The following is a 19,694-nucleotide window of genomic DNA, read 5'->3' as shown; positions in this document are numbered from 1 at the left end:
AAACGTGATTTAGGGTAGAGGCTCAGTATTGATAAAACTCACGCACGCGCGCGCACGCTAACTCCCTCTCCGTCGACAGGATGCCGTCATGGAAGCCGGTCAATCGCCCGTTACCCGGACCTGGTCGACGTTGTTCACCTCCTCGATGCCGATACCGCCCGTCAGCTCTCGGTAGGGGTAGGGCATCTCGACGCCCTCGGCGTCGAAACGCTCCTTGACCCCTTCGACGTGCTCGGACAGCACCTCCTTGAACTTCCCGCGGCCGGGGTCGTCGATCCAGATTCGGGACTCCAGTCCGACGTAGGAGTCGGCCAGTTCGGTCGTCCGGACCGACGGCGCCGGGTCCGAGAGTATCTCCTCACAGCTCTCGGCGTCGGCGACGATGATGTCGGCCGCCTCGTCGATGTCGTCGTCGTAGCCGATGCCGAAGGTGAACTGCATCCGAAGCTTCTCGTTGGCCATCGGGTTCGTCACCGGGTTGTTCGCCAGTTCGGAGTTGGGCACCGTGACGACCTCGTTGTTGAACGTCTCGACCTTCGTCACCCGGAGGTCGATCTCCCGGACGACGCCCGCGTAGTCCGACCACTCTATCCAGTCGCCGACCTCGAACGGTTCGTCCTTCAGGATGAACACCCCGGCGACGAAGTTGGCGACGAGGTCCTGGGCCGCGAAACCGGCCGCCAGCGCGAGCGCGCCGCCCAGCGTGGCGAACGCCGCGAGGAACGCCCCGAACCCCGCCACGGTGAACGCCACCGCGACGGCGACGAACAGCGCCACCGCTCCGGCCGTCCTGGTCGCCAGTTGCCGGACCGTCTCGTCGATTCCCCGCGCCCGCATCGTACGGTCGACCAGGTTGACCAGCAGGTACCTGCCGACGAAGTAGACGACGACGAACGCCAGCACGAACGCGATCACGTCGCCGATGAGGCCGCCGAACTCGGCGATCAACTCCTCGGTCGTGGTGGGCCACTCGAAGCCGCCGCCCCCGTCCTGCAACAGCGCGACGACTCCCCGGTCGGTCAGGGAGGGCGCCCGTCCCGTCGAACCGAGCGCCGCCCGTCTGAGAGCGTCTAACATACCCCCTCGTCGTACCACGACGCTTACTAAAGGGATTCGGGCCGAAGTCCGGACTGCGCCGAGGAGGAGCCTCTCGTCGCGGTTTCCCGCAGAATTTACCGCCGTTTTTCCGCGGGGTTCGCGGTCGTTCCCCGGCGGTCGTCCGACGTTCGGACGACCGCCGGGACCCGGTCGGCGGCGGAGTAATCGGTCGTTCCCCGCGCGTCGGCGAACCGCCGGACCGGCGGCGACGCGTTAGGCGGAGCCTCGAACGACCCGGGCCGTTTCGGTTCGAAGCCCACCGTCTTAGAATCGGCGACATCGGGCATTGAAACGCGGAACGCTGGGAAACTATGTCGGCTCCTTTTCGGGATTCTTCCCTTACCCGAACTGGAGAACATGGCTCACGGCTACGGAGACGAACGTGTAACTGACGAACAGCGCCGGGAGTTTCTGAAGGCACTCGGCGTCGGGGGTGCCGTCGCCGCCGGCGGGGCGACCCTCGACGACGTGCGGTCGGAACTCTCTACGGGCGGGTCCGAGCGACTGGCGAGCGTCGGCGAGGCGATTCGGTCGGACCTCGCGGGCGAACTCGACGCTAGCCTGCTCGCCGACCGTCAGGCGGCGGTCGCCGAGGCGGCGTCGGGACTGACCGCGGTCCCCGAGCGCGGCCTCCCCGGAATGAACGAGGGGCCCCGCGGGGAGTTCGCGGCGGTCGCGGAGGCGGCCCGCCCCGTCTACGACCACCTGGGCGAGGTCGGCTTCTTCGAGAGCACGACCGAGCGACTGCCGGAGTTCACGCCGGGGTACATCGAGGACAGCGTCCGGCGGTTCGTCGTGAGCGAAGGGCTGGCGGGGTCGCTGTCAGAACTCGGCTTCGACCAGCGGGAACTGGTCGACCTGCTGGCGACCACGGTCAACCACCGCGAACGCATCGGCGACCGCCACTGGGTGTCGACCGACCAACTGCCCCGCGAGCAGATGGAGTTCGCCAAGTACGTCCCGCCGATGACCAAGGCCGCGGCCGGCGGCGTCCTGCTGTGGCTCGAAGACCTCGACGAACACATCTGGACGAACGCGGTGCTGCTGACCGACGACATCCTGGCCGACGCAACGTGGGACGCCCGCGCCATGGCGGCCGGGTTCGACCTGATGGTCGACGGCGCCCGCCGCGTCGCGGACGGCGATGCCCGCGGCGCCGACACCACGGACGACGAACTTGCCGGACTACTATCCAGCGGGTTCGCACTGCAGGCCATCGCCCAGAACCTGCTGCCCGAGGACGCATATTGGATCGACGAGGAGGCCCGCGCCGAGCGCGACAACGACCTGGAAATTCCTAACTAACGATGTCCGCCGATATCGACCCCGAGACCGAGGAGATCGAACCGGAGGAGCGACCGCACTACATCGACACCGGGCCGGAGGCCCGCGACGAGGACGAGCACGTCAACTTCATGCAGGACTACGACACGGAGTTCGTGTTCGGCGGCGGCATCTCCGGCTGGCACGGTCGCCAACCCAAGCGAATCGAGGGGCAGGTGAACCCCACGCTGAACCTGGAGGCGGGCAACCGCTACCGGGTCCGCTGGGAGAACATCGACGGCGCCCCGCACAACTTCGTCATCCAGGACGCCGACGGTAACCGGCTGATGGGGACCGAGGTGTACTCCTCGCAGGGCGCGACGGTCACGCTGGTGTTCACGGCGACCGAGGAGATGTCCCAGTACATCTGCACCATCCACCCGAACTCGATGGTCGGCGACATGCAGGTCCGCGGCGGCGGTGACGGCCAGCAACAGCAGCAACCCATCCAACAGCCGCCGGGTCCGGGGGCCGCACAGGAAGACATGCCGAAGCTCTCCGTGACGACGAACATGCTCCGGGAGGACGGCGAGCGCCGCGACTCGTGGCTCACCTACGACAAGGGACTGGGCCAGCGCGGCTACACGCCGGTCGACAGGCTCGACTCCGACAACGTCGCCAGCCTCACCCAGAAGTACTCCATCCCGACCGACAGCGCGGGCATCGAGACGAACCCGATCATCGTCCCGACCGACCCGCCGGTGATGTACTACACCACGAGCAACCTCTCGGTCGTCGCGGCCAACGCCCGGAACGGGAAGAAGTACTGGCAGTTCAAGTACGCGCTACCGGAGGACGCGGTCGGACAGACCGGCCGCAACCGCGGCGTGGCGGTGTGGAAGGACAAGGTGTACTTCGCGACGACCGACACGCACCTGGTCGCGCTCAACCGGTACACCGGCGAGAAGGAGTGGGAGACGAACATGCTGACGGAGCGCCAGCAGCGCGAGATGGAGTACCCCAAGCGGATGTCCATCAGCCAGGCGCCCATCGCCTACGACGGCCGAATCCTCGTCGGCATGAGCGGCGACTTCGGCGGCTGGTGCGTCGCCTCCTCGGTCGACGCCGAGTCCGGCGACGTCCAGTGGACCGTCAACATGGCCCCGGAGGACGCCTGGGTCGACGAGAGCTGGCGGTTCGCCAGCGCCGCCCCGTGGATGAGTCCCTCGGTCGATCCCCAGACGAACACGGTGTTCTACGCGGTCGGCAACCCGTGTCCGATGATGAACGGACTCGTCCGGCCCGGGCCGAACCACCACTCGAACTCCATCGTCGCCGTGGACCTCGACTCGGGCAAGATCAACTGGGCCAGCCAGCAGATTCCCCACGAACTGTGGGACTACGACAGCCACGCCACCCCGACCGTCTTCGACCTGGAGGTCGACGGCGAAACCCGGCGCGCGGTCTCGACCGACCAGAAGGCCGGCTGGACCTACGTCTACGACGCCGAAACCGGCCGACTGCTCGAACGCACCGCGCCCTGGACCAAGCAGGACCACGAGTGGGCCGAGCACTTTCTCGCACTCCCGCCTCGGGGCGAGAAGAACGCCGCGACCGCCTGGCCGGGCACCATCGGCGCGACCGAGTGGCCGCCGTGCGCGTACGACCCCGAAACCGGGATGCGGTACATCGCCGCCGTCGAGGCGGCCCAGCGGGTCTCCTACGACCCCGACTGGGAGTACGTGACGGAGGGCGACATCACGCTCGCGGAGGGCGGTTCGCGACTCGCCTCCGAAGACACCACCCACAACGCGTACGTTCAGGCGGTCGACCCCGCCAGCGGCGACCTCGCGTGGCGGACCGAACTCCCGGACGTCAGCCCCGAGTGGTCCCACTGGCGCATCTGGCCTGGCGGCACGACCGCGACCGCCGGCGGCGTCCTGTTCGTCGCCTCCTCGGGCGGCCACCTCTACGCGCTCGACGCCAAGACCGGCGAGCGCATCTGGAGCGCCCAGACCGACGCCGACCGCATCACCCCCGCGCCGGTGGTGTGGGAGGACCCGACCGAGCAGATCCAGTACGTCGCGGTCGCGGCCGACGACGAGATAACGGTCTGGTCGTCGGGCGGCTTCGAGGAGTAAGGTCCCGCGACGCTCTCTCCGGTTTCTGACGCTCGCCCTTCTCCGGTTTCCGGACGTTCCGGAGCCGATTTCGGTGTCTCGACGAAAAAGGAGGGACTACGCCGATTCCGCGGCCGTCTCGGCATTCAGTCCCGTCAATCTGGCCGCCTCGGCCGTCGCGTTCGCCGGTGGTTGCCCGGCGACCGAAACCTGGAACGACCGAACTTGGCTCACGGTCACGTTGCCTGCCGTGAGCGCCGGCGACGAAACGTTCACCGCGGCGTCGCCCGCGACGCTCTCCGTGTTCGAGAGGTTCAGTCCCGGGGCCGACCGAACGGTCAGGCTCCGGACGACCACGCCGTCGACAGTCCGGTTCCGGATGGTGACGCGCCGGACCGAACGATTGCTCAGGTTGAACCCGCCGAAGGGAATGCCGAGGGCCGAGAGCAGTTCCCGGCTTCGTATCGTCGCATCACGGATTTGCACGTCCGAGAGGTTCGCCCGCTGGACGACAACGCGGTCGAGCGAGACGTTCGCGAACGTCACGTTCCGGTGCTGGCCCATCCGGCGGACGGTTAGATCCCGTACTACCACGTCGGTCGCCGTGACGTTGCGGAGCATCACCGTCTCGGCCGAGAGCCTGCCCACGCCGACGCCCTGCCCGGTCTGGGCCGGGCCGTCGGCGGTGGAGGCGGACTGTAGACCGGCCGACTGAGTCGGCCGGTCGTTCTGCGCGGCCGGAACGCCGGCGCCGGCCGCGAGCGGCGCGACGACCGCGAGCGCTACTACTCCGACTATCAGGGTCGCATGGTCTGTGTCGAACATCTACGGGAAACCACACGCAGACGCCCTTAAATTGGCGTCACCGTTACGGGAGCGCGGTTGCGTCCTCCCGCCGGTAGTGGCTCGTTCCTCCGCCGGCCCGCGACGGACCCTCTCCCTCGGTCGCGGCCGGTCGCCCCGGTTAACCTCGGTGTAACGACCCGCTCGGAATCGAAACGGCGCTGTAATACGAAACGGAGCGAAATGTCGGCGCGCGGTCGCCAAAACGGACTCGGTCGTTTATCCGCGGCCTCGGCGTAGCGAGTCGCGGAATGAACGACACACTGGCGATACTGGTAGCACTGCTGCTCGCGCTCACCGGCGGGGCGGCCGGACTCATCGGCGACGTCGGCCCTGCCCAACCGGGAGCGGGGTCCGCCGACTCGGCCCTGCAGGAGACGACCACGCAGACCGAAACCACGAAGGCCGAGGCCCGCAGCGGCGCGACCGACGAGGGCACGACCACCGCGGCCCAGCAGACGCAGGCGACAGACGACACCCAGCAGGCCCAGGGCGCGAACGAAACCCAGGCCCCGGGGACGAACGCGACCCAGCAGGCCGGCAACGCGACCCAGGGCTCCGGGACTCACGTAGAAGCCCGGAACGTGACCGTCGAGCAACTCACGCTGCGTAACGTCACGGTCCGCAACGCGCAGTTCGGACACCTGACGTTGGTGAACGCGTCGGGCGAGAACGCCACTAACCGAACCTACAACGACGTGGCGGTCCAGCGCATCGAGTCGACCGGGTTCGTGACCGACCTGACCGTCGAGAACGTCACCATCCGGAACGACACGCTCGCGAAGGCGCTCATCGAGGAGAGCGGACGCGTCCGCATCGAGACTCGGCTCGTCATCGACGAGGCGGTCCTCCAGAACCAGACCGTCGACGGCCTCGCGGTCGAGAACGCGACGGTCTACGTCGGCGCGACCGAGAACGTCTCCCTCTCGCAGGCCGGCGGCGCGACCGGCGGGGCGGCCGAGTCGACCGGTCAGCCCGCGCTGGCCGCCGAAACCGCGGTGGTCGAGAACTACACGCTGACCCAACTCCGGTTGTCGGGCGTCTCGCTCGGCCAGGCCGGTCAGAACGGGACCGCCGAGACGACGGCCGACGCGGCCGGAACCACGACCGCGGCCCAGCGGACCACCGCGACCGGCGAAACCCGAACCACTGCGGGCGGACAGACGACCGGCACGACCGAAACCGTAAAAGCGGAGGCTCGCAGCGGCGCGACCGACGAGGGCACGACCACGTCGGACGACGGCAACCAGACCGAGGGCTGAGGAGTCACCGACGGGACGTACCGTTCCGCCGGAATCGAATCGGACCCGGACGAGCGTGAGGGACCGGACGAGACGGAATCGAACGTGGGGCCGGCGGGCGCGTCCACCCCCGGTCCGCCCGAAACGTTATACGGCTGACAGCCGAACAGCTTCTCGGATAACATGGGGGAGACACGACGACAGTTCCTTCGAGCGACGGGTGCTTCGGCGGTCGGATTCGCGGGCGCGGTCGGCGGTGCGGCCGGCCAGTCGGACGGCGTCAGCCTGCTGTTGAACTGGAAGCCGAGCGGGCTTCACGTCCCGTACTACGTGGCCAAGGCGAGGGGGTACTACCAGCAAGCCAGGGCGCCGGTGAGCGAGATAAAAGCCGGGCAGGGCTCGGACTTCTCGGCCAAGCAGGTCGGCCTGGGCAACGTCCCGTTCGCCGTCACCAGCGCCGACCAGGTGCTCAACGTCCGGAGCCGCGGCCTCTCGCCCCGTTCGGTCGGGGTGATGATGCAGCGGAGTCCGGTCGTGGTGTTCACCACGCGCGAGACGTTCGGCGGGAAACTCACGAGCGTCGACCAGCTAACGGGCAAGACGGTCGGCACCGGGCCGGGGATGGTAAAGCTCCTGACGAGGCTCCTGCTGAAGGAGAAGGGCGTCCTCTCGCAGGTCGAACTGGTCGACACGGGCTACGACACGGTCCAGCAGCTACTGGGCGGGAAGATAGACGCCGCGGGCGGCGTCTTCGGCGACGCGGTGGTCGCCCGCCAGAAGGGTAACCGGGTTTCGTCCGTCTCGGTCGCCGAGGCGATACCCTCCTACGGTCACGTCGTCGCGACCGAGGAGTCCTACGCGAAGCAGAACGCCGGGACCGTCCGGAGTTTCCTGCGGGCGACCGCCCGCGGCGCGGCGTGGGCGACGAACAACCCCGGGAAAGCCACCGACATCCTGGTGAAGGCCGAACCCTCGCTCGCCGAGACGCGCGAGGTACAGCGCGCGAAGTGGGAGCAGATGGCCCGCCAGTACGTCCTCTCGAACGCGGTCCGGGAGCACGGCTGGGGGTGGAGCGAGTCGAAGCCCTGGCGGACGATGTACCGGGCGCTCCGCGACGGCGGCCTGCTCGGCGGGAAGACCGACCCGGCGGCGGCGTGGACCAACGACCACCTCCCGACCGACGCCCGAGCAGTCGGGGAGTACGCCTCGCTCGTGCGCGTCGGGCGGTCCGGAACGACGACGACCGGCGGGACGACCACCGCGACCGGAAACACCACGACGACCTCCAACGGATAGCGATGGCGACCGACCGCGGAGCGAACCACGGACATCGGCGGCGGACGCGGGCGGGTTCGCGCGTACGCGAACTCGCCGCGAGCGCGGGACCGCCGCTGGCGGTCGCCGCGCTCGGGGTCGTCGGGTGGTGGTGGGCCATCCAGGCGTCGGGCGTGCCGCCCGTCGTCTTTCCCGGCCCCCGGGACGTGGCGGTCGCACTCGCCGCCGAGTGGCAGACGCTCCTAGGTGCGGCCGGAATCACGGCCGCGACTGCGGGACTCGGACTGATCGCCGGGGGCGCCGTCGGCGTCGCGCTCGCGCTCGCGATGGTCGCCTCCGAGACGGCCGCGGCGGTCGCCCGGCCCTACGTGGTCGCGCTCCGAATCGTCCCGCTGGTCGCCGTCGCGCCGCTCCTCTTCCGGTGGTTCGGCCACGGCCTCGGCGCGCGGGCGCTGCTCGCGGCCACGCTCGCGGTCTTCCCGGTGACGGTCGCGGCCTACGACGGCCTCCGGGCGACTCCGCGGGAGTACCTCGACCTCGCGCGGTCGGTCGGCGCGCCGACCGGCGCGCGACTGGTGCGGGTTCGGCTTCCGGCCGCCGCGCCCGAGACGTTCGCGGGGCTGAAGGTCGCGGCCGCCGCGAGCGTCGTCGGGGCGGTGGTCGCGGAGTTCCTGACGCTCACCGCGGGACTCGGCTACCGGGTGTTCCACGCCTCGACGCGACTCCAGACGCCGCGGATGATCGCCGCGCTGTTCGCGCTCGCGGCGCTCGGCGTGGCGTTCTACCTCGTGCCCGCGTTCGTCGAGCGGCGGATTCGTCGGAGGTAGCCCGCGGAACCGGTTTTTTCGGCAATTCGGGCGTTCGTCACGACCGCCAGTCCACTCGCTTCTGGGCCAGCGCCACCAGCCCATAAACCGCATATCCCTCTATGAAAAGTACCGCGACCGCCGCGAGCACGGCCGCCGTCTGGACGTTCTCCGCGCCGACCAGGACGAGGAAACCGAGTCCCTCGTCGGTGAGAATCCACTCGGCGACGACGGCGCCGACGACCGCCAGCGCGGCCGACTGCTTGAGGCCGGCGAACACGGCGGGGAGCGCGGCCGGGAGTCGGACGAACAGGAACGTCCGGACCGGGCCGGCGTCGACCGATTCGAGCAGGTCTAGGTAGCGGTCGGGCGTCTCGTCCAACCCCGCGACGGCGTCGACGAACACCGGGAAGAACGCCACCAGCGCGACGAACGTCTGGGCGGTCCCGGTACCCGTCCCCACGAACACCAGCAGGACCGGCGCGAGCGCGACCTTCGGGAGCACGCGCGCGGTGACGAGGTAGGGGTACAGCGCGCGCCGGAGCAGCGACGACTGGACGACGCCGACCGCGGCGAGGAGTCCGGCGAGCGCGCCGAGCGCGCCGCCCGACAGCACCGTCTGGAGAGTCACCCACCCGTTCCGGACGTAGAGGTCGGGTCGGTCGAGGAGTCTGGCCGCCACGGCGACCGGCGAGGGCAGGAGGTATGCGGGGACGCCGAAGAGGGTGACCACCGCCCACCACGCGAAGACGCCGACCGCGAGCGCGGCCGTCGGGAGGACGACACTCGCCGCGGGCGTCCGGTCGGCGAGCGATTCGGGACCGGACGACCCGTTAGCGTGTGCTTCGTCGGCGGGCGTTCCGTCTGCGGGCGAGTCAGCGACGGTCACCGTCGATGTCACCTCGCTCCGGTGAGACGTTCCCCGCGCTCTCCGTGCCCGAGTTCGACGCGCCGAACCCGGCCCCGGCGTGGAGCGCGGTCCGGACGCGGGCGACCTGCTCCTGGAACGCCGCGGTGCCGTACACCGACTCGTCGCGCGGGCGGGGGAGGTCGACGTCGAAGACGCCCTCGATGCGGCCGGGGTCGCCGCTCATCACGACGCATCGGTCGGCCAGGAACACCGCCTCCGGGACGCTGTGGGTGACGAAGAGGACGGTCTTTCCCTCCTCGCGCCACACCCGCCGGACCTCGACGCCCATCTCCTCGCGGGTGAGTTCGTCGAGTTCGCCGAACGGTTCGTCCATCAGTAGCACCGAGGCCCCCAGGTGGAGCGCTCGCGCGATGGCGACGCGCTGTTTCATCCCGCCGGAGAGTTCGGCGGGCCGGGCGTCCTCGAAGCCTCCGAGGCCGACGGTCGAGAGCAGTTCTCTGGCCCCCTCGGGGTCGGGCGACTCGCCGGCCATCTTCCGGAGGAAGGTGACGTTACCCAGCGCCGACTTCCACGGCAGGAGCGCGTGGCGCTGGAAGACGAATCCCACGTCGCCGGCCTGTTTGGCCCGTTCTGGCGGGTCGCCGGCGACGCGGACCGACCCCGCGGTCGGCTCCTGCAACCCGCCGACGGTCCGGAGCATGGTCGTCTTGCCGCACCCCGACGGCCCGATGACGGTGACGAACTCGCCCTCGCCGACGCGGAGCTCCGCGTCGGCGAGGGCGCGCACGCCGTCGTACTCCACGCTCACGCCGTCGAGGCGAATCGCGGCGTCGCGCACCCGTTCGTCGCCCCCGGTCCCTTCCGCCGATTTCGAGATAGCGTCGTCCCCCACCGTATTAGCCTCGCCGGACGTACGGGGGCAAGCGGTACGAGGTTTACGCCCGCGTCTCGGCGCTCGACTCTTCGGGCCGGGCGTGGGACGGACCCAGGGCCGCGGGACACTCGCCCCTAGTTCCGGTCGAGGAACCGCGATTCGACGTCGGGCGAGGGCACCATGCACCCCTCGCGCCGGCCGAACCACCGATAGCGGTTCGCGGCGACAACGTCGTAGACGGCGTCCCGAATCGGCCGCGGGACGAACCGAAACGGCCACAGGAGCGAGTAGGGGACGCCGAGTCGCCGGGCGACCCGGAGCGCGGCCGCCGACTTCGTGTAGCACTCGCCGTCCTCGACCAGGACCACGGTGTCCATCTCGTCGGTCGGGAGGCCGCAACTGGCGAGGAGGTCGCGGCCGACCGGCGACTGGAGCGGCGCGAACCGGAAGACGGCATCCGGGTCGGCGTCGACGACGAACTGAATCGCCCCGTTGCAGAGGTTACAGACGCCGTCGAACAACAGGACCGGGTGGTCGTCGGAGACGTCCGCCGGGTCGGCGCGGTCGGGGCCATCGGCGCTCATTCGTGGCGGAAACTTGGCGGGCGGGGATGTTCAGCGTTCGGACTCGGGTCGGCGGTCGGTCACCACCCGCCGCTCGGCGAGGCGACGGTGTCGACGCCCGGACTGTAGTAACAGACCGGTTCGCCGTCGGGGCGCTCGAATCCGTTAGCGCGGAAGAGCGAGTCACCCTCGACGGTCGCTTCCGCTGGGTAGAGCGGCCAGGGGCCGTGGTGGACGTCGGCGTGGCAGATATCTCCGGACGCGCCCTCGGCGTAGTACCGGTCGCGCTCGGTGAGGAACGCGGCCAGTGACCCCGGTTCGGCGACGAACTCCTCGCCGGCGGGACCGTACGCGGCGGTGAAGTCGACCGAGCGCGCCCCCGGGTGACGCCGTCGACTCTCGAAGTCGACGGTGCCCGCCTCGACTTCGAGCGACATCCGGGCGTAGTAGTACGGGAGTTGGTGGAGGACGCGCGCGCCGACCACGCCCAGAACGCCGTGGGCGTCGAGGCTGAAGAAGTACACGCCCGGTTCGCCGTCGTGGGTGACGTACGTCCGGAGGTTGAGTTCCGGCAGGCGGAAGCCGAGTCGGCGGGGAACGCCCGCCGGGCGGACGGCGACGTTGGTGAACGGGACCGCCGAGAGCCACGCCCGCCCGTCGTAGGTTTCGACGTCGAGCGCGTCCGGGAGTTGCGTCGCGACCGGCGACGGGTCGACCGGCCAGTTGGCGAAGAGGAGGTGTCGCCACCCCATCCGTATCGGGAGGACCATCGTGTAACTCACCCGGACGTTGACGGCGGTGGATACTGATTCTTCCGCAGTCGGTCCGGGGTCAGCAGCGACGCACCGAGACGCAGGCGACGTCGGCGACTCGCTCGCCGCCCGCGACGAACGGCGGGTCCTGCGTGCCGCCGGACGAGACGAACTCGAACTGCCGGTTCGTGTCCGTATCCTGGTGGGCCACCGCGAGGAGTCTCCGGTCGGTCGAGAGTCGCGTCCGGTCGAAGTCGGCGCCGGGCACGTCGAACAGCGTTATTTCGACGTTCTCGTGGGTTCCCGACGGGAGGTACTCGGAGACGCCGACGACGCGTTCGGCGGGCGCGTCGCCTCCGGCCCGCGTCTCGTATATCGCGACGAAACCGTCCTTGGGGAGCGTCGCCGAATCGACGGTGACCGTCTCGCCGTCGCTAGTCTGGGCGGTGAACGACACGCTCGCCCCGTCCGTCGGCGTGGTAGTCGATTCCGCGGCCGCGGGGTCCTCGGCGCGGGCGGCCGCCGCCGACCGCCTGCGCCCGTCGACTCGTTTCGTCGCGGGAGTTCCGCCGACGGCGGTTCGTCCGGACCCCGGGACGGTCGTCCCGAGCAGGAGGCCGGTCGTCGCACACGCCCCGAGGAATCGACGGCGCGACGTTCGAGCGGTATCGTCGGTTCGTGAAGCGTTCGAGTCGTGGTCTTCCATCTCTGACACCGGCCCAACGGACGTTCTCGGAGGTGATTAAAACACGTGTTAGTGAATAAAAATTAACCTTCCCGGTCGCCGCGACCTCTGCCCGGCAACTGGCGGCGGACCGCGGCGTCTCCGTTTCCTCCGATCTGGACGTGATTCGCGTCGTCGGCACCGCGCTGGTCGCGGGGTTGCTCTGGACGCGACTCGGGGCGGGCGAGTCCCCGCTCAGAGGCGCCACGGTCAGCGGGGCGTTCGGACTGCTGGCGCTGCCGGTACCAATATACCTCCTCGAGTTCGCGACGCTCGCGCTCGAAGGGATTCCCTTCGACCCGCTTCTCGGCACGACCCCGTGATGCAGGCGCTCAACAACCTGCTCCTCCTCGTCGCCGCACCGCTGGTTCTGGGCGTAATCGCGATTATCCTCACCCGCGGCGGAACGATTCTGGTCGGTGCCGCGACCGGATACCTGCTCGCTCGCCGCTGACCGTCCGACTTCTCGCATAGTGGTTATTGCATGTCAGAGTTCTGCGCTCGAGCGAGGGTACTCGTCGAACCGATTCGGTTCGCCGACGCGACGCGGTCGCCGACCGCGTCGGCAGAACGTGACCGCGACGGAGTCTGATTCGACCGAAATCGAAAGCGAATGGCGCTCTCCTTCGAAGACGGTGAGGGGCTTCGAGCAACATTTGATATAGCAAGCCCCGGTTTATCCGCGGTCGCGAGACGGAAATGCGCCGTTTCGGGCGCTGTTGCCATCACTTTCACTTTCACTCCGCACCACCGAGAAGCCTTTAAATGGCCCGACGTAACGTCCCCTCACAGAATGCCATCCATCCAGTCGACACTCGGTGAAGAGGAGGGCATCGCGGAGGAGCTGGCAGAGAGCCAGCGCCAGATCTCCATCGCCGAGTTCTTCGAGAAGAACAAGCATATGCTCGGGTTCGACAGCGGGGCCCGAGGGTTGGTGACGGCAGTGAAGGAGGCAGTCGACAACGCGCTCGACGCGACGGAGGAGGCGGGTTTCAAACCGACTATCTACGTCAAAATCAGCGACGACGGCGACTACTACACGCTCGTCGTGGAGGACAACGGTCCCGGCATCACCAAAGAGCAGGTCCCCAAGGTGTTCGGGAAACTCCTCTACGGTTCTCGATTCCACGCGCGCGAGCAGTCCCGCGGCCAGCAGGGTATCGGTATCTCCGCGGCCGTTCTCTACTCCCAGCTCACCAGCGGCTCCCCCGCGAAGATTACGAGCAAGACCCGAGAGGGTAGCGAGCAGTACTTCGAGCTCATCATCGATACCGACGAGAACGAGCCCGAAATCCAGAAGGAGTCGGACACGCCGCCGACGGGCAAACACGTCAACGACACCCACGGGACGCGCATCGAGCTTCAGATGGAGGCGAACATGCGTGCCCGCCAGCAGTTGCTGCAGTACATCAAGCACACCGCGGTCGTCAACCCCCACGCCCAGATCATCTTCGAGGAGCCCGGGATGGAGGGCCAGCAGGTGTTCGACCGGGCCGATGGCGCGACGCTCCCCGAAGAGACGAAAGAGATTCGCCCGCACCCCCACGGGGTCGAACTCGGCACCGTGCTGAAGATGCTCGGCGCGACCGATTCCCACAGCATCTCGGGGTTCGTCCAGGAGGAGTTCACCCGGGTCGGCCGCAAGACCGCGGATTCCATCCTGGACAACTTCCGCGACAGACACTTCGGCCGCGAGGCGTCGTGGAAACCCCCGCAAGCCCACGACGAGGCCGACATCGCCCGAGCGGTCCAGGCCGCCGTCTCGAACAAGGGCGCCGACGCGACGAACGCGTTCGCCGACGAGGTGGCGAAGAAGGTCGACGCCCGCGACCGGGTTTCCCACCACGAACTCGTCGAAATCGTGGCCGAGGCCGCCCACTCGGCCGGTGAGGCCCACGAGGTCACGTTCGGCGAAACCGTCCAGGAGAACGCCGTCGAGGCCGCCTGGGAGCAACTCACCGCCGACCGCACGAGCGACATCTACGGACTGGTCGACAAGGCCACCAGCACTCGGAAGGACGACGAAACCGTCCACGGCCTGGCCGAGCGCGTCGCCCGGCGGTTCGAGAAAGGCCGCGAACGCGACCGCGCGACCTACGACGAACTCGTCGAGTACGTCGACCGCGCGGCCGACGACACCGAAGAATACGACGACGCGACGTTCGGCGAGACGGCCCGCGAGAACGTCGTGACGGAGCTCTGGTCGGTGATGCGGACGGTGACCGACGACGTGCCGAAGGTCCGGGAACTCGCCGACGACCGCGACGCGACCGGCGAGCTCCTGAACGCGATGAAGGACACCGACATCATCGCGCCGCCGACCGACTGCCTGTCGCCCATCGACGCCGACCTCGTCGAGGCCGGCCTCCGCAAGGAGTACGACGCCGACTTCTACGCGGCGGCGACCCGCGACGCGGGCGTCCACGGCGGCGACCCGTTCATCGTCGAGGCCGGCATCGCCTACGGCGGTGAACTCGAAGCCGAGGGGAAAGCCGAGGTGCTGCGGTTCGCCAACCGCGTGCCGCTGGTCTACCAGCGCGGGGCGTGTGCGACCACCGACGTGGTGAAGTCCATCGGCTGGCGCAACTACAACCTCGACCAACCCGGCGGGTCGGGCATCCCGAACGGCCCGGCGGTCATCATGATCCACGTCGCCTCGACGAACGTCCCGTTCACCAGCGAGTCCAAGGACGCGGTGGCGAACGTCCCCGAAATCGAGGACGAAATCGAACTCGCCATCCGGGAAGCCGCCCGCGAACTCAAATCGTACCTCAACAAGCGCAAGTCGCTCCAGAAGCGCAAGAAGAAACAGAGCGTCATCGCCTCCATCCTGCCGGAGATGGCCCGGAAGCTCGCCGACGTGACCGACCAGGACGAACCCAAGTACGACGACGCGCTGGCGCGCATCATGAACAACGTGCTCGTCGAGCGCGAAGTCGAGGACGGGAAGGTCCGACTCGTCGTCGAGAACCACACCACCACGAACGAGACGGTGGAGGTCACCGACATCGTGAGCGCCGAACCGACGAACCTCTCCGACGGCGCGACCGTCGTCGACATGGACGGCGAGTGGTTCGTCAAGTGGTCGGCCACCGTCGCCAGCGGCGACGAGGCCGCCCTGGAGTACGAAGTCAGCGAGGACGCATCGTTCGACGTCAACGTCGAAGGAATCGAAGACCCCAAACTCACAGTTAACCAATGAGCGCAGACAACGAAGAACGAGCACGCGAGCAACTCATCGACCTCGCGGCGGAGTTCTACGACCAGTTCGACCGGGGCGACATCCCCGAGATGTCGATCCCGACGCGGACGAAGAGCAACATCGAGTACGACGAGGACGACCGCGTCTGGGTGTACGGCGACCGAGAGAGCACCCGGAGCGCCAACAGCGTCCGGGGCGCCCGGAAGCTCCTGAAGGCCGTCTACACCATCGACTTCCTGGCCGAACAACTCGACCAGGACCGCTCGTCCACCCTGCGTGAGCTCTACTACCTCAGCGAGAGCTGGGACTCCAAGGAGGCGCAGTTCTCGAACCAGGACGAATCGAACCAGCTAATCGAGGACCTGGAGATCGTCTCGGAAGTCACCCGCGAGGACTTCCACATGCGCCCTGAGGAGTCCGGCGCGAAGGTGATGGGACCGCTGCTGCTCCGGGAGCAGACCAACCGCGGCGACCGGGAGATCCACTGTCAGGACGACGTGGGACAGGGCGGCTACCAGATCCCGAACAACATCGACACCATCGAGTTCCTCGACAACGACGCCGACTTCGTGCTCTGCGTCGAAACCGGTGGGATGCGCGACCGACTCGTCGAGAACGGGTTCGACGAGGAGTACAACACCATCATCGTCCACCTGGGCGGCCAACCGGCGCGGGCGACCCGCCGGCTGACCAAGCGACTCCACAACGAACTCGACCTGCCGGTGACCGTCTTCACTGACGGCGACCCGTGGTCGTACCGCATCTTCGGCTCGGTGGCCTACGGTTCCATCAAGTCGGCCCACCTGAGCGACTACCTCGCGACGCCCGACGCCCAGTTCATCGGCATCCAGCCCTCCGACATCGTGGAGTACGACCTGCCGACCGACCCGCTCAGCGACTCGGACGTCAACGCGCTCGAATCGGAACTGGAGGACCCGCGCTTCCAGACCGACTACTGGGAGGAGCAGATCGAGATCCAACTCGACATCGAGAAGAAGTCCGAACAGCAGTCGCTGGCCTCCCACGGCCTGGACTTCGTGACCGAAGAGTACCTGCCCGAACGGCTGAGCGACATGGGCGTGCTGTAACTCCCGAACGACTCTTTCTTTCGACCCGACTGCACGAGCGACCGCACGCGGAGTCAGTCGTCGGCGCCGGTCTTCGGACGCGGAGTAGGACCGGTTTCCGGGAGCGACGTCCCGGCGGCGCGGCGCCGCCGGGACCGTCGCAGGAGCGCGGCCGGGAGGAGGCCGGCCGCGGCGTTTCGGACCCGACAGCCGAGGGTCGACCGCATCGTCCCGAGTTCCCCCAGCCTGCGCGATTCGGACCGAATCCGGTCGGCCCGGGGCTTTCGCTCGGTTTCGTAGGCCCGGAAGGCCGCCGACCGCTCCTCGTGGGCGTCGAGCGCGTGGGCCAGTGCGAGCGCGTCCTCGACGCCCTGGGCCGCGCCCTGTCCGGCGAACGGGAGCATGGCGTGGGCCGCGTCGCCCGCGAGGACGACGGCGTCGCGGTGCCAGCGGTCGAGCGGCGGGACGTCCGCCAGGCCGGTGGCGAACACGTCGCCCGGTTCGAGCGACTCGACGACGGCCGGGACCGGGTCGGGGAACTCGTCGAGGCGGTTCCGGAGCGCCGCGACCGTCGCCCGGGCGTCCGTCCCGTCGACCGCCAGCGGTTCGGGCGCCGTGGCGAACAGGTAGAACCGGTCGCCGTCGACGGGCGCCCCGCCGGCGTAGGTTCCGTCGCCCCACACCTCGAACCCGCTGGCGCGGTGTTCCTCGGCCAGTTCTACCCCGGCGACGGCGCGGTAGACGACGCCGTCGAACGGTTGCGGGCCGACGCTTGGGGAGACGGCCTCGCGAACGGCCGACCCGATGCCGTCGGCGCCGACGAGGACGTCCGGACCGACCGTCGTCCCGTCGGCGAACCGGACCGTCGGCGTCTCCGTATCGGTCACCGCGATGCAGTTCATCCCCGTCCGGACCTCGGCGTCGAGTTCGTCCAGGAGAATCCGCTGGAGGGCGGCGCGGTGAATCGCGACGAATCCGTAGCCGAACTCGCGGCGCTCGACCGCGTCGAGGCCGAACCGTTGCAGGACGCGCCCACTCGGCGAGCGAATCTCGGTGTCGGCGAGGGAGACTCCCGCGTCCCGGACCCGTTCGGCGACACCGAGACGGTCCAGGACGAGGAGGGCGTTCGTCTGCAGGAGGATGCCTGCGCCGACGGGGCGGTACTCGGACGCCGCCTCGTAGACGGTCGGTGTCCACCCCCGCCGTTCGAGCGCGAGCGCCGCGGTCAGTCCGCAGATGCCGCCGCCGACTATCGCGACGTCGGGGTACTCTCGTGACATGGTCGACGCTTCGCACCCGAATACGAAGCGTCGACTGCGGGCCATCCGCGCCTCTTTAAGTTCGGTCGGCGTCTCCGCGCTCGTATGCGATATCTCACGGTGGTCGCCCGCCCCGGCGAGAGCGGAGCGTTCCACCCGCTCGGAGCGGAACTCGCCGAAGAGCCCTCGATTTCGCGGGAGGCGATCCACCACGTCGAACTCCTCGCTGACGGGACCGTTCTGTTGTTCGCCGAAGGGAGCGGCGACCGGGAACGGTACGAGGAGATAATGCGGGAGTCGCCCCACGTCGTCGACTCGCTCGTCTCGGGTGACGAGCGGTGGATGGCGGTGAGCCAGTTCGAACCGACCGACTCGACGCGGCGCGTGCTGGAACTCGGCCGCGAGTCGGACGTCGTCGTCGAGACGCCGATACGCATCAACGACGACGGTTCGCTCCGGATAACGCACCTCGGGAGCGACGCCGACCTCCGGGAGCTGTTTCAAAAGGTCGCCGACGAGACGGTCCTCGATTTCGAGGTCGTGGAAACGGGCGAGTACGACCCCGAGGTCGAGTCGTTCACGAGACTGCTGACGACCCGTCAGCGGGAAGTGCTCGAAGCAGCGGTGGAACTCGGATACTACCGGTCACCGCGGGAATCAACGCACGAAGACGTCGCGTCGGCGGTCGGAATCGCACCGACGACGGCGGGCGAACACCTCAGGAAAATCGAGGAGCGAGTGTTCGGCGCGCTCGTTCGCTGAGGACGAACGCGGGTCAGACGAACTCTCGGCTCTTCTCGCCGGTCGCTCGCTCGAATTCGAACTCGCCGGTGAACGGGTCGCCGTTCGCGCAGGACCGGCAGTAGTGGTTCTCGCCGGACTCGACCGTCTCGACCGGCACTCCGGCGACGTATCGGCGTTCGGTGAAGCTCCGTTTTACGCCGGTTCCGACCGGCCGGGAGCAGGCGACGCAGGGCGTCTCCGGGGCGGTGACGACCTCCTCGTCGGTGGTCCGACGCCGGCCGAAGGTGGTCGGCGACTCGAACCCGGGGACGAACTGCGCGGCGAACGCGACGGACGCGACGCCGACGAATAGCACCGCCGTTCCGAGGAGAATCGCGGAGTCGACCATCAGTCCCAGTCCGGCGAACGCGAGGAAACCGCCTAAGACGATGCTCGCGACCAGCGCGATAGCCCCCGACAGACTCCACTCCGTGTCGAGTCCGCGGCCGGGCGAGTAGCGGTCGGTGCCGTCCTCGCGGAGTTCGATTCGTTCGGCGCCCGGCGAGTAACGGTACGCGGCGTAGAGGACGTTCCCCACGCCGCTGGTGAACACCAGCAGGAGCAGGTGGACCGGTATCGAACCGAAGCCGCGGTTTATCATCACCACGCGGTCGCCGTAGTCGTGTTTCACGTCCCAGCCTTCGACGGTGAGGTCCTCGACCCGGCGGCGGAAGTCCGACCGCGGCCCGGAGCGGGCCGACCGCGTGGACGCGCCACCGCCGGCGCTCGCGCCGGCGGTGGCGCGCGACCCAGACCGTCCCAAGTCGTCGTCGACGCCGGCCCCGCACTGCGAGCAGAAGGCGTCTCCCGGCGATAGGGCGTCGCCGCATTGCGAACAGAAGTTCGGCGTATCGCGGGTTGCCATACGAGAAATCGTCGTCGCGGTAACAAGAAGGTTGTGTAGCATCGGCGACGTATCGTCCGCGCGATTCTCGGCTCGAACGCTTAACACG

At 68.6% G+C, this 19,694-nt stretch carries 20 protein-coding genes; 10 read left to right on the top strand and 10 right to left on the bottom strand.

The genetic code is table 11. The annotated features are described in order from the left end of the window. Nucleotides 1-99: 99 nt before the first annotated feature. Together NGM07_RS19045 and NGM07_RS19040 are read right to left on the bottom strand one after the other, a co-directional pair. The gene (locus tag NGM07_RS19045; protein WP_253514548.1) at nt 100-1,077 is read right to left on the bottom strand and encodes a mechanosensitive ion channel family protein; all 978 of its coding nucleotides are present in this window, start codon (nt 1,075-1,077) and stop codon (nt 100-102) included. A 95-nt stretch (nt 1,078-1,172) separates the two neighbouring features. Next, nucleotides 1,173-1,457 carry a hypothetical protein gene (locus NGM07_RS19040; RefSeq protein ID WP_253514547.1) on the bottom strand — a complete coding sequence of 95 codons (285 nt, stop codon included), beginning with the start codon at nt 1,455-1,457 and terminating at the stop codon, nt 1,173-1,175. On the opposite strand from NGM07_RS19040, the gene NGM07_RS19035 reads away from it, so the two are divergent. Both NGM07_RS19035 and NGM07_RS19030 read left to right on the top strand, forming a co-directional pair. Beyond that, complete coding sequence (locus tag NGM07_RS19035) at nt 1,456-2,403, top strand: twin-arginine translocation signal domain-containing protein (protein WP_253514545.1); 948 nt, start codon at nt 1,456-1,458, stop codon at nt 2,401-2,403. The genes NGM07_RS19040 and NGM07_RS19035 overlap by 2 nt on opposite strands. Before the next feature lie 2 nt (nt 2,404-2,405). Continuing rightward, the gene (locus NGM07_RS19030) at nt 2,406-4,502 is read left to right on the top strand and encodes an outer membrane protein assembly factor BamB family protein (protein ID WP_253514543.1); all 2,097 of its coding nucleotides are present in this window, start codon (nt 2,406-2,408) and stop codon (nt 4,500-4,502) included. 96 nt (nt 4,503-4,598) lie between these two features. Here NGM07_RS19030 and NGM07_RS19025 read toward each other — a convergent pair whose 3' ends face one another. Then, complete coding sequence (locus NGM07_RS19025) at nt 4,599-5,306, bottom strand: hypothetical protein (RefSeq protein WP_253514541.1); 708 nt, start codon at nt 5,304-5,306, stop codon at nt 4,599-4,601. Between the two features lie 269 nt (nt 5,307-5,575). Between NGM07_RS19025 and NGM07_RS19020 the strand changes: the two genes are divergently transcribed. The 3 genes from NGM07_RS19020 to NGM07_RS19010 all read left to right on the top strand — a co-directional run bounded on the left by NGM07_RS19020 (nt 5,576) and on the right by NGM07_RS19010 (nt 8,667). Then, nucleotides 5,576-6,586 (top strand): hypothetical protein, encoded by a 1,011-nt coding sequence (locus NGM07_RS19020; protein WP_253514539.1) that lies wholly within the window; start codon nt 5,576-5,578, stop codon nt 6,584-6,586. Between the two features lie 162 nt (nt 6,587-6,748). Beyond that, on the top strand, nt 6,749-7,861 hold the full coding sequence (locus tag NGM07_RS19015) for an ABC transporter substrate-binding protein (protein WP_253514537.1): 1,113 nt from the start codon (nt 6,749-6,751) through the stop codon (nt 7,859-7,861). 2 nt (nt 7,862-7,863) lie between these two features. Beyond that, nucleotides 7,864-8,667, top strand: coding sequence for an ABC transporter permease (locus tag NGM07_RS19010; protein WP_253514535.1), 804 nt, complete (start codon nt 7,864-7,866; stop codon nt 8,665-8,667). A 37-nt stretch (nt 8,668-8,704) separates the two neighbouring features. On the opposite strand, the gene NGM07_RS19005 is transcribed toward NGM07_RS19010, so the two are convergent. The 5 genes from NGM07_RS19005 to NGM07_RS18985 form a co-directional block, all read right to left on the bottom strand. Then, the gene (locus NGM07_RS19005; RefSeq protein ID WP_253514533.1) at nt 8,705-9,535 is read right to left on the bottom strand and encodes an ABC transporter permease; all 831 of its coding nucleotides are present in this window, start codon (nt 9,533-9,535) and stop codon (nt 8,705-8,707) included. After that, a complete protein-coding gene (locus NGM07_RS19000) occupies nt 9,522-10,340 on the bottom strand; it encodes an ABC transporter ATP-binding protein (protein ID WP_382195639.1) in 819 nt (272 codons plus the stop codon). The genes NGM07_RS19005 and NGM07_RS19000 overlap by 14 nt, the downstream gene beginning before the upstream one ends. 185 nt (nt 10,341-10,525) lie before the next feature. Next, nucleotides 10,526-10,975, bottom strand: a complete 450-nt coding sequence (locus NGM07_RS18995) for a thiol-disulfide oxidoreductase DCC family protein (RefSeq protein ID WP_253514529.1) — start codon at nt 10,973-10,975, stop codon at nt 10,526-10,528. Between the two features lie 59 nt (nt 10,976-11,034). Next, nucleotides 11,035-11,724, bottom strand: a complete 690-nt coding sequence (locus NGM07_RS18990) for a YqjF family protein (protein WP_253514528.1) — start codon at nt 11,722-11,724, stop codon at nt 11,035-11,037. Between the two features lie 61 nt (nt 11,725-11,785). Next, entirely contained in the window at nt 11,786-12,412 is a 627-nt protein-coding gene (locus NGM07_RS18985; RefSeq protein ID WP_253520249.1) for a DUF7282 domain-containing protein, read from the bottom strand. A gap of 140 nt (nt 12,413-12,552) precedes the next feature. On the opposite strand from NGM07_RS18985, the gene NGM07_RS18980 reads away from it, so the two are divergent. The 4 genes from NGM07_RS18980 (at nt 12,553) to NGM07_RS18970 (ending at nt 16,720) form a co-directional block, all read left to right on the top strand. Then, nucleotides 12,553-12,753 carry a hypothetical protein gene (locus NGM07_RS18980; RefSeq protein WP_253514526.1) on the top strand — a complete coding sequence of 67 codons (201 nt, stop codon included), beginning with the start codon at nt 12,553-12,555 and terminating at the stop codon, nt 12,751-12,753. Continuing rightward, the gene (locus tag NGM07_RS25360; RefSeq protein WP_256524288.1) at nt 12,753-12,884 is read left to right on the top strand and encodes a hypothetical protein; all 132 of its coding nucleotides are present in this window, start codon (nt 12,753-12,755) and stop codon (nt 12,882-12,884) included. The genes NGM07_RS18980 and NGM07_RS25360 overlap by 1 nt, the downstream gene beginning before the upstream one ends. A gap of 339 nt (nt 12,885-13,223) precedes the next feature. Continuing rightward, on the top strand, nt 13,224-15,632 hold the full coding sequence (locus NGM07_RS18975) for a DNA topoisomerase VI subunit B (protein ID WP_253514525.1): 2,409 nt from the start codon (nt 13,224-13,226) through the stop codon (nt 15,630-15,632). Continuing rightward, nucleotides 15,629-16,720 (top strand): DNA topoisomerase IV subunit A, encoded by a 1,092-nt coding sequence (locus NGM07_RS18970; protein WP_253514523.1) that lies wholly within the window; start codon nt 15,629-15,631, stop codon nt 16,718-16,720. The genes NGM07_RS18975 and NGM07_RS18970 overlap by 4 nt, the downstream gene beginning before the upstream one ends. A gap of 53 nt (nt 16,721-16,773) precedes the next feature. On the opposite strand, the gene NGM07_RS18965 is transcribed toward NGM07_RS18970, so the two are convergent. Further along, nucleotides 16,774-17,979, bottom strand: coding sequence for an FAD-dependent oxidoreductase (locus NGM07_RS18965; protein WP_253514521.1), 1,206 nt, complete (start codon nt 17,977-17,979; stop codon nt 16,774-16,776). Between the two features lie 84 nt (nt 17,980-18,063). Here NGM07_RS18965 and NGM07_RS18960 point away from each other — a divergent pair, with 84 nt between their 5' ends. Next, nucleotides 18,064-18,720 carry a helix-turn-helix domain-containing protein gene (locus NGM07_RS18960; protein ID WP_253514519.1) on the top strand — a complete coding sequence of 219 codons (657 nt, stop codon included), beginning with the start codon at nt 18,064-18,066 and terminating at the stop codon, nt 18,718-18,720. 13 nt (nt 18,721-18,733) lie between these two features. Here the strand turns inward: NGM07_RS18960 and NGM07_RS18955 are convergent, their stop codons facing one another. Beyond that, a complete protein-coding gene (locus NGM07_RS18955) occupies nt 18,734-19,606 on the bottom strand; it encodes a zinc ribbon domain-containing protein (protein WP_253514517.1) in 873 nt (290 codons plus the stop codon). Between the last annotated feature and the right edge of the window lie 88 nt (nt 19,607-19,694).

It is taken from the genome of Halorussus vallis, from assembly GCF_024138165.1.
Taxonomy (GTDB): Archaea; Halobacteriota; Halobacteria; order Halobacteriales; family Haladaptataceae; genus Halorussus; species Halorussus vallis.
Note: the sequence above shows the minus strand (reverse complement) of the source record. Positions and strands in the feature narration are given on the sequence as shown.

Coding starts and splice junctions, on each gene's coding strand:
- NGM07_RS18955 (WP_253514517.1), bottom strand. CDS start 19,606: ATGGCAACCCGCGATACGCCGAACTTCTGTTCGCAATGCGGCGACGCC.
- NGM07_RS18970 (WP_253514523.1), top strand. CDS start 15,629: ATGAGCGCAGACAACGAAGAACGAGCACGCGAGCAACTCATCGACCTC.
- NGM07_RS19030 (WP_253514543.1), top strand. CDS start 2,406: ATGTCCGCCGATATCGACCCCGAGACCGAGGAGATCGAACCGGAGGAG.
- NGM07_RS18985 (WP_253520249.1), bottom strand. CDS start 12,412: ATGGAAGACCACGACTCGAACGCTTCACGAACCGACGATACCGCTCGA.
- NGM07_RS18975 (WP_253514525.1), top strand. CDS start 13,224: ATGCCATCCATCCAGTCGACACTCGGTGAAGAGGAGGGCATCGCGGAG.
- NGM07_RS18965 (WP_253514521.1), bottom strand. CDS start 17,979: ATGTCACGAGAGTACCCCGACGTCGCGATAGTCGGCGGCGGCATCTGC.
- NGM07_RS19040 (WP_253514547.1), bottom strand. CDS start 1,457: ATGTTCTCCAGTTCGGGTAAGGGAAGAATCCCGAAAAGGAGCCGACAT.
- NGM07_RS25360 (WP_256524288.1), top strand. CDS start 12,753: ATGCAGGCGCTCAACAACCTGCTCCTCCTCGTCGCCGCACCGCTGGTT.
- NGM07_RS19015 (WP_253514537.1), top strand. CDS start 6,749: ATGGGGGAGACACGACGACAGTTCCTTCGAGCGACGGGTGCTTCGGCG.
- NGM07_RS19025 (WP_253514541.1), bottom strand. CDS start 5,306: ATGTTCGACACAGACCATGCGACCCTGATAGTCGGAGTAGTAGCGCTC.
- NGM07_RS19020 (WP_253514539.1), top strand. CDS start 5,576: ATGAACGACACACTGGCGATACTGGTAGCACTGCTGCTCGCGCTCACC.
- NGM07_RS18995 (WP_253514529.1), bottom strand. CDS start 10,975: ATGAGCGCCGATGGCCCCGACCGCGCCGACCCGGCGGACGTCTCCGAC.
- NGM07_RS18990 (WP_253514528.1), bottom strand. CDS start 11,724: ATGGTCCTCCCGATACGGATGGGGTGGCGACACCTCCTCTTCGCCAAC.
- NGM07_RS18960 (WP_253514519.1), top strand. CDS start 18,064: ATGCGATATCTCACGGTGGTCGCCCGCCCCGGCGAGAGCGGAGCGTTC.
- NGM07_RS19010 (WP_253514535.1), top strand. CDS start 7,864: ATGGCGACCGACCGCGGAGCGAACCACGGACATCGGCGGCGGACGCGG.
- NGM07_RS19045 (WP_253514548.1), bottom strand. CDS start 1,077: ATGTTAGACGCTCTCAGACGGGCGGCGCTCGGTTCGACGGGACGGGCG.
- NGM07_RS19035 (WP_253514545.1), top strand. CDS start 1,456: ATGGCTCACGGCTACGGAGACGAACGTGTAACTGACGAACAGCGCCGG.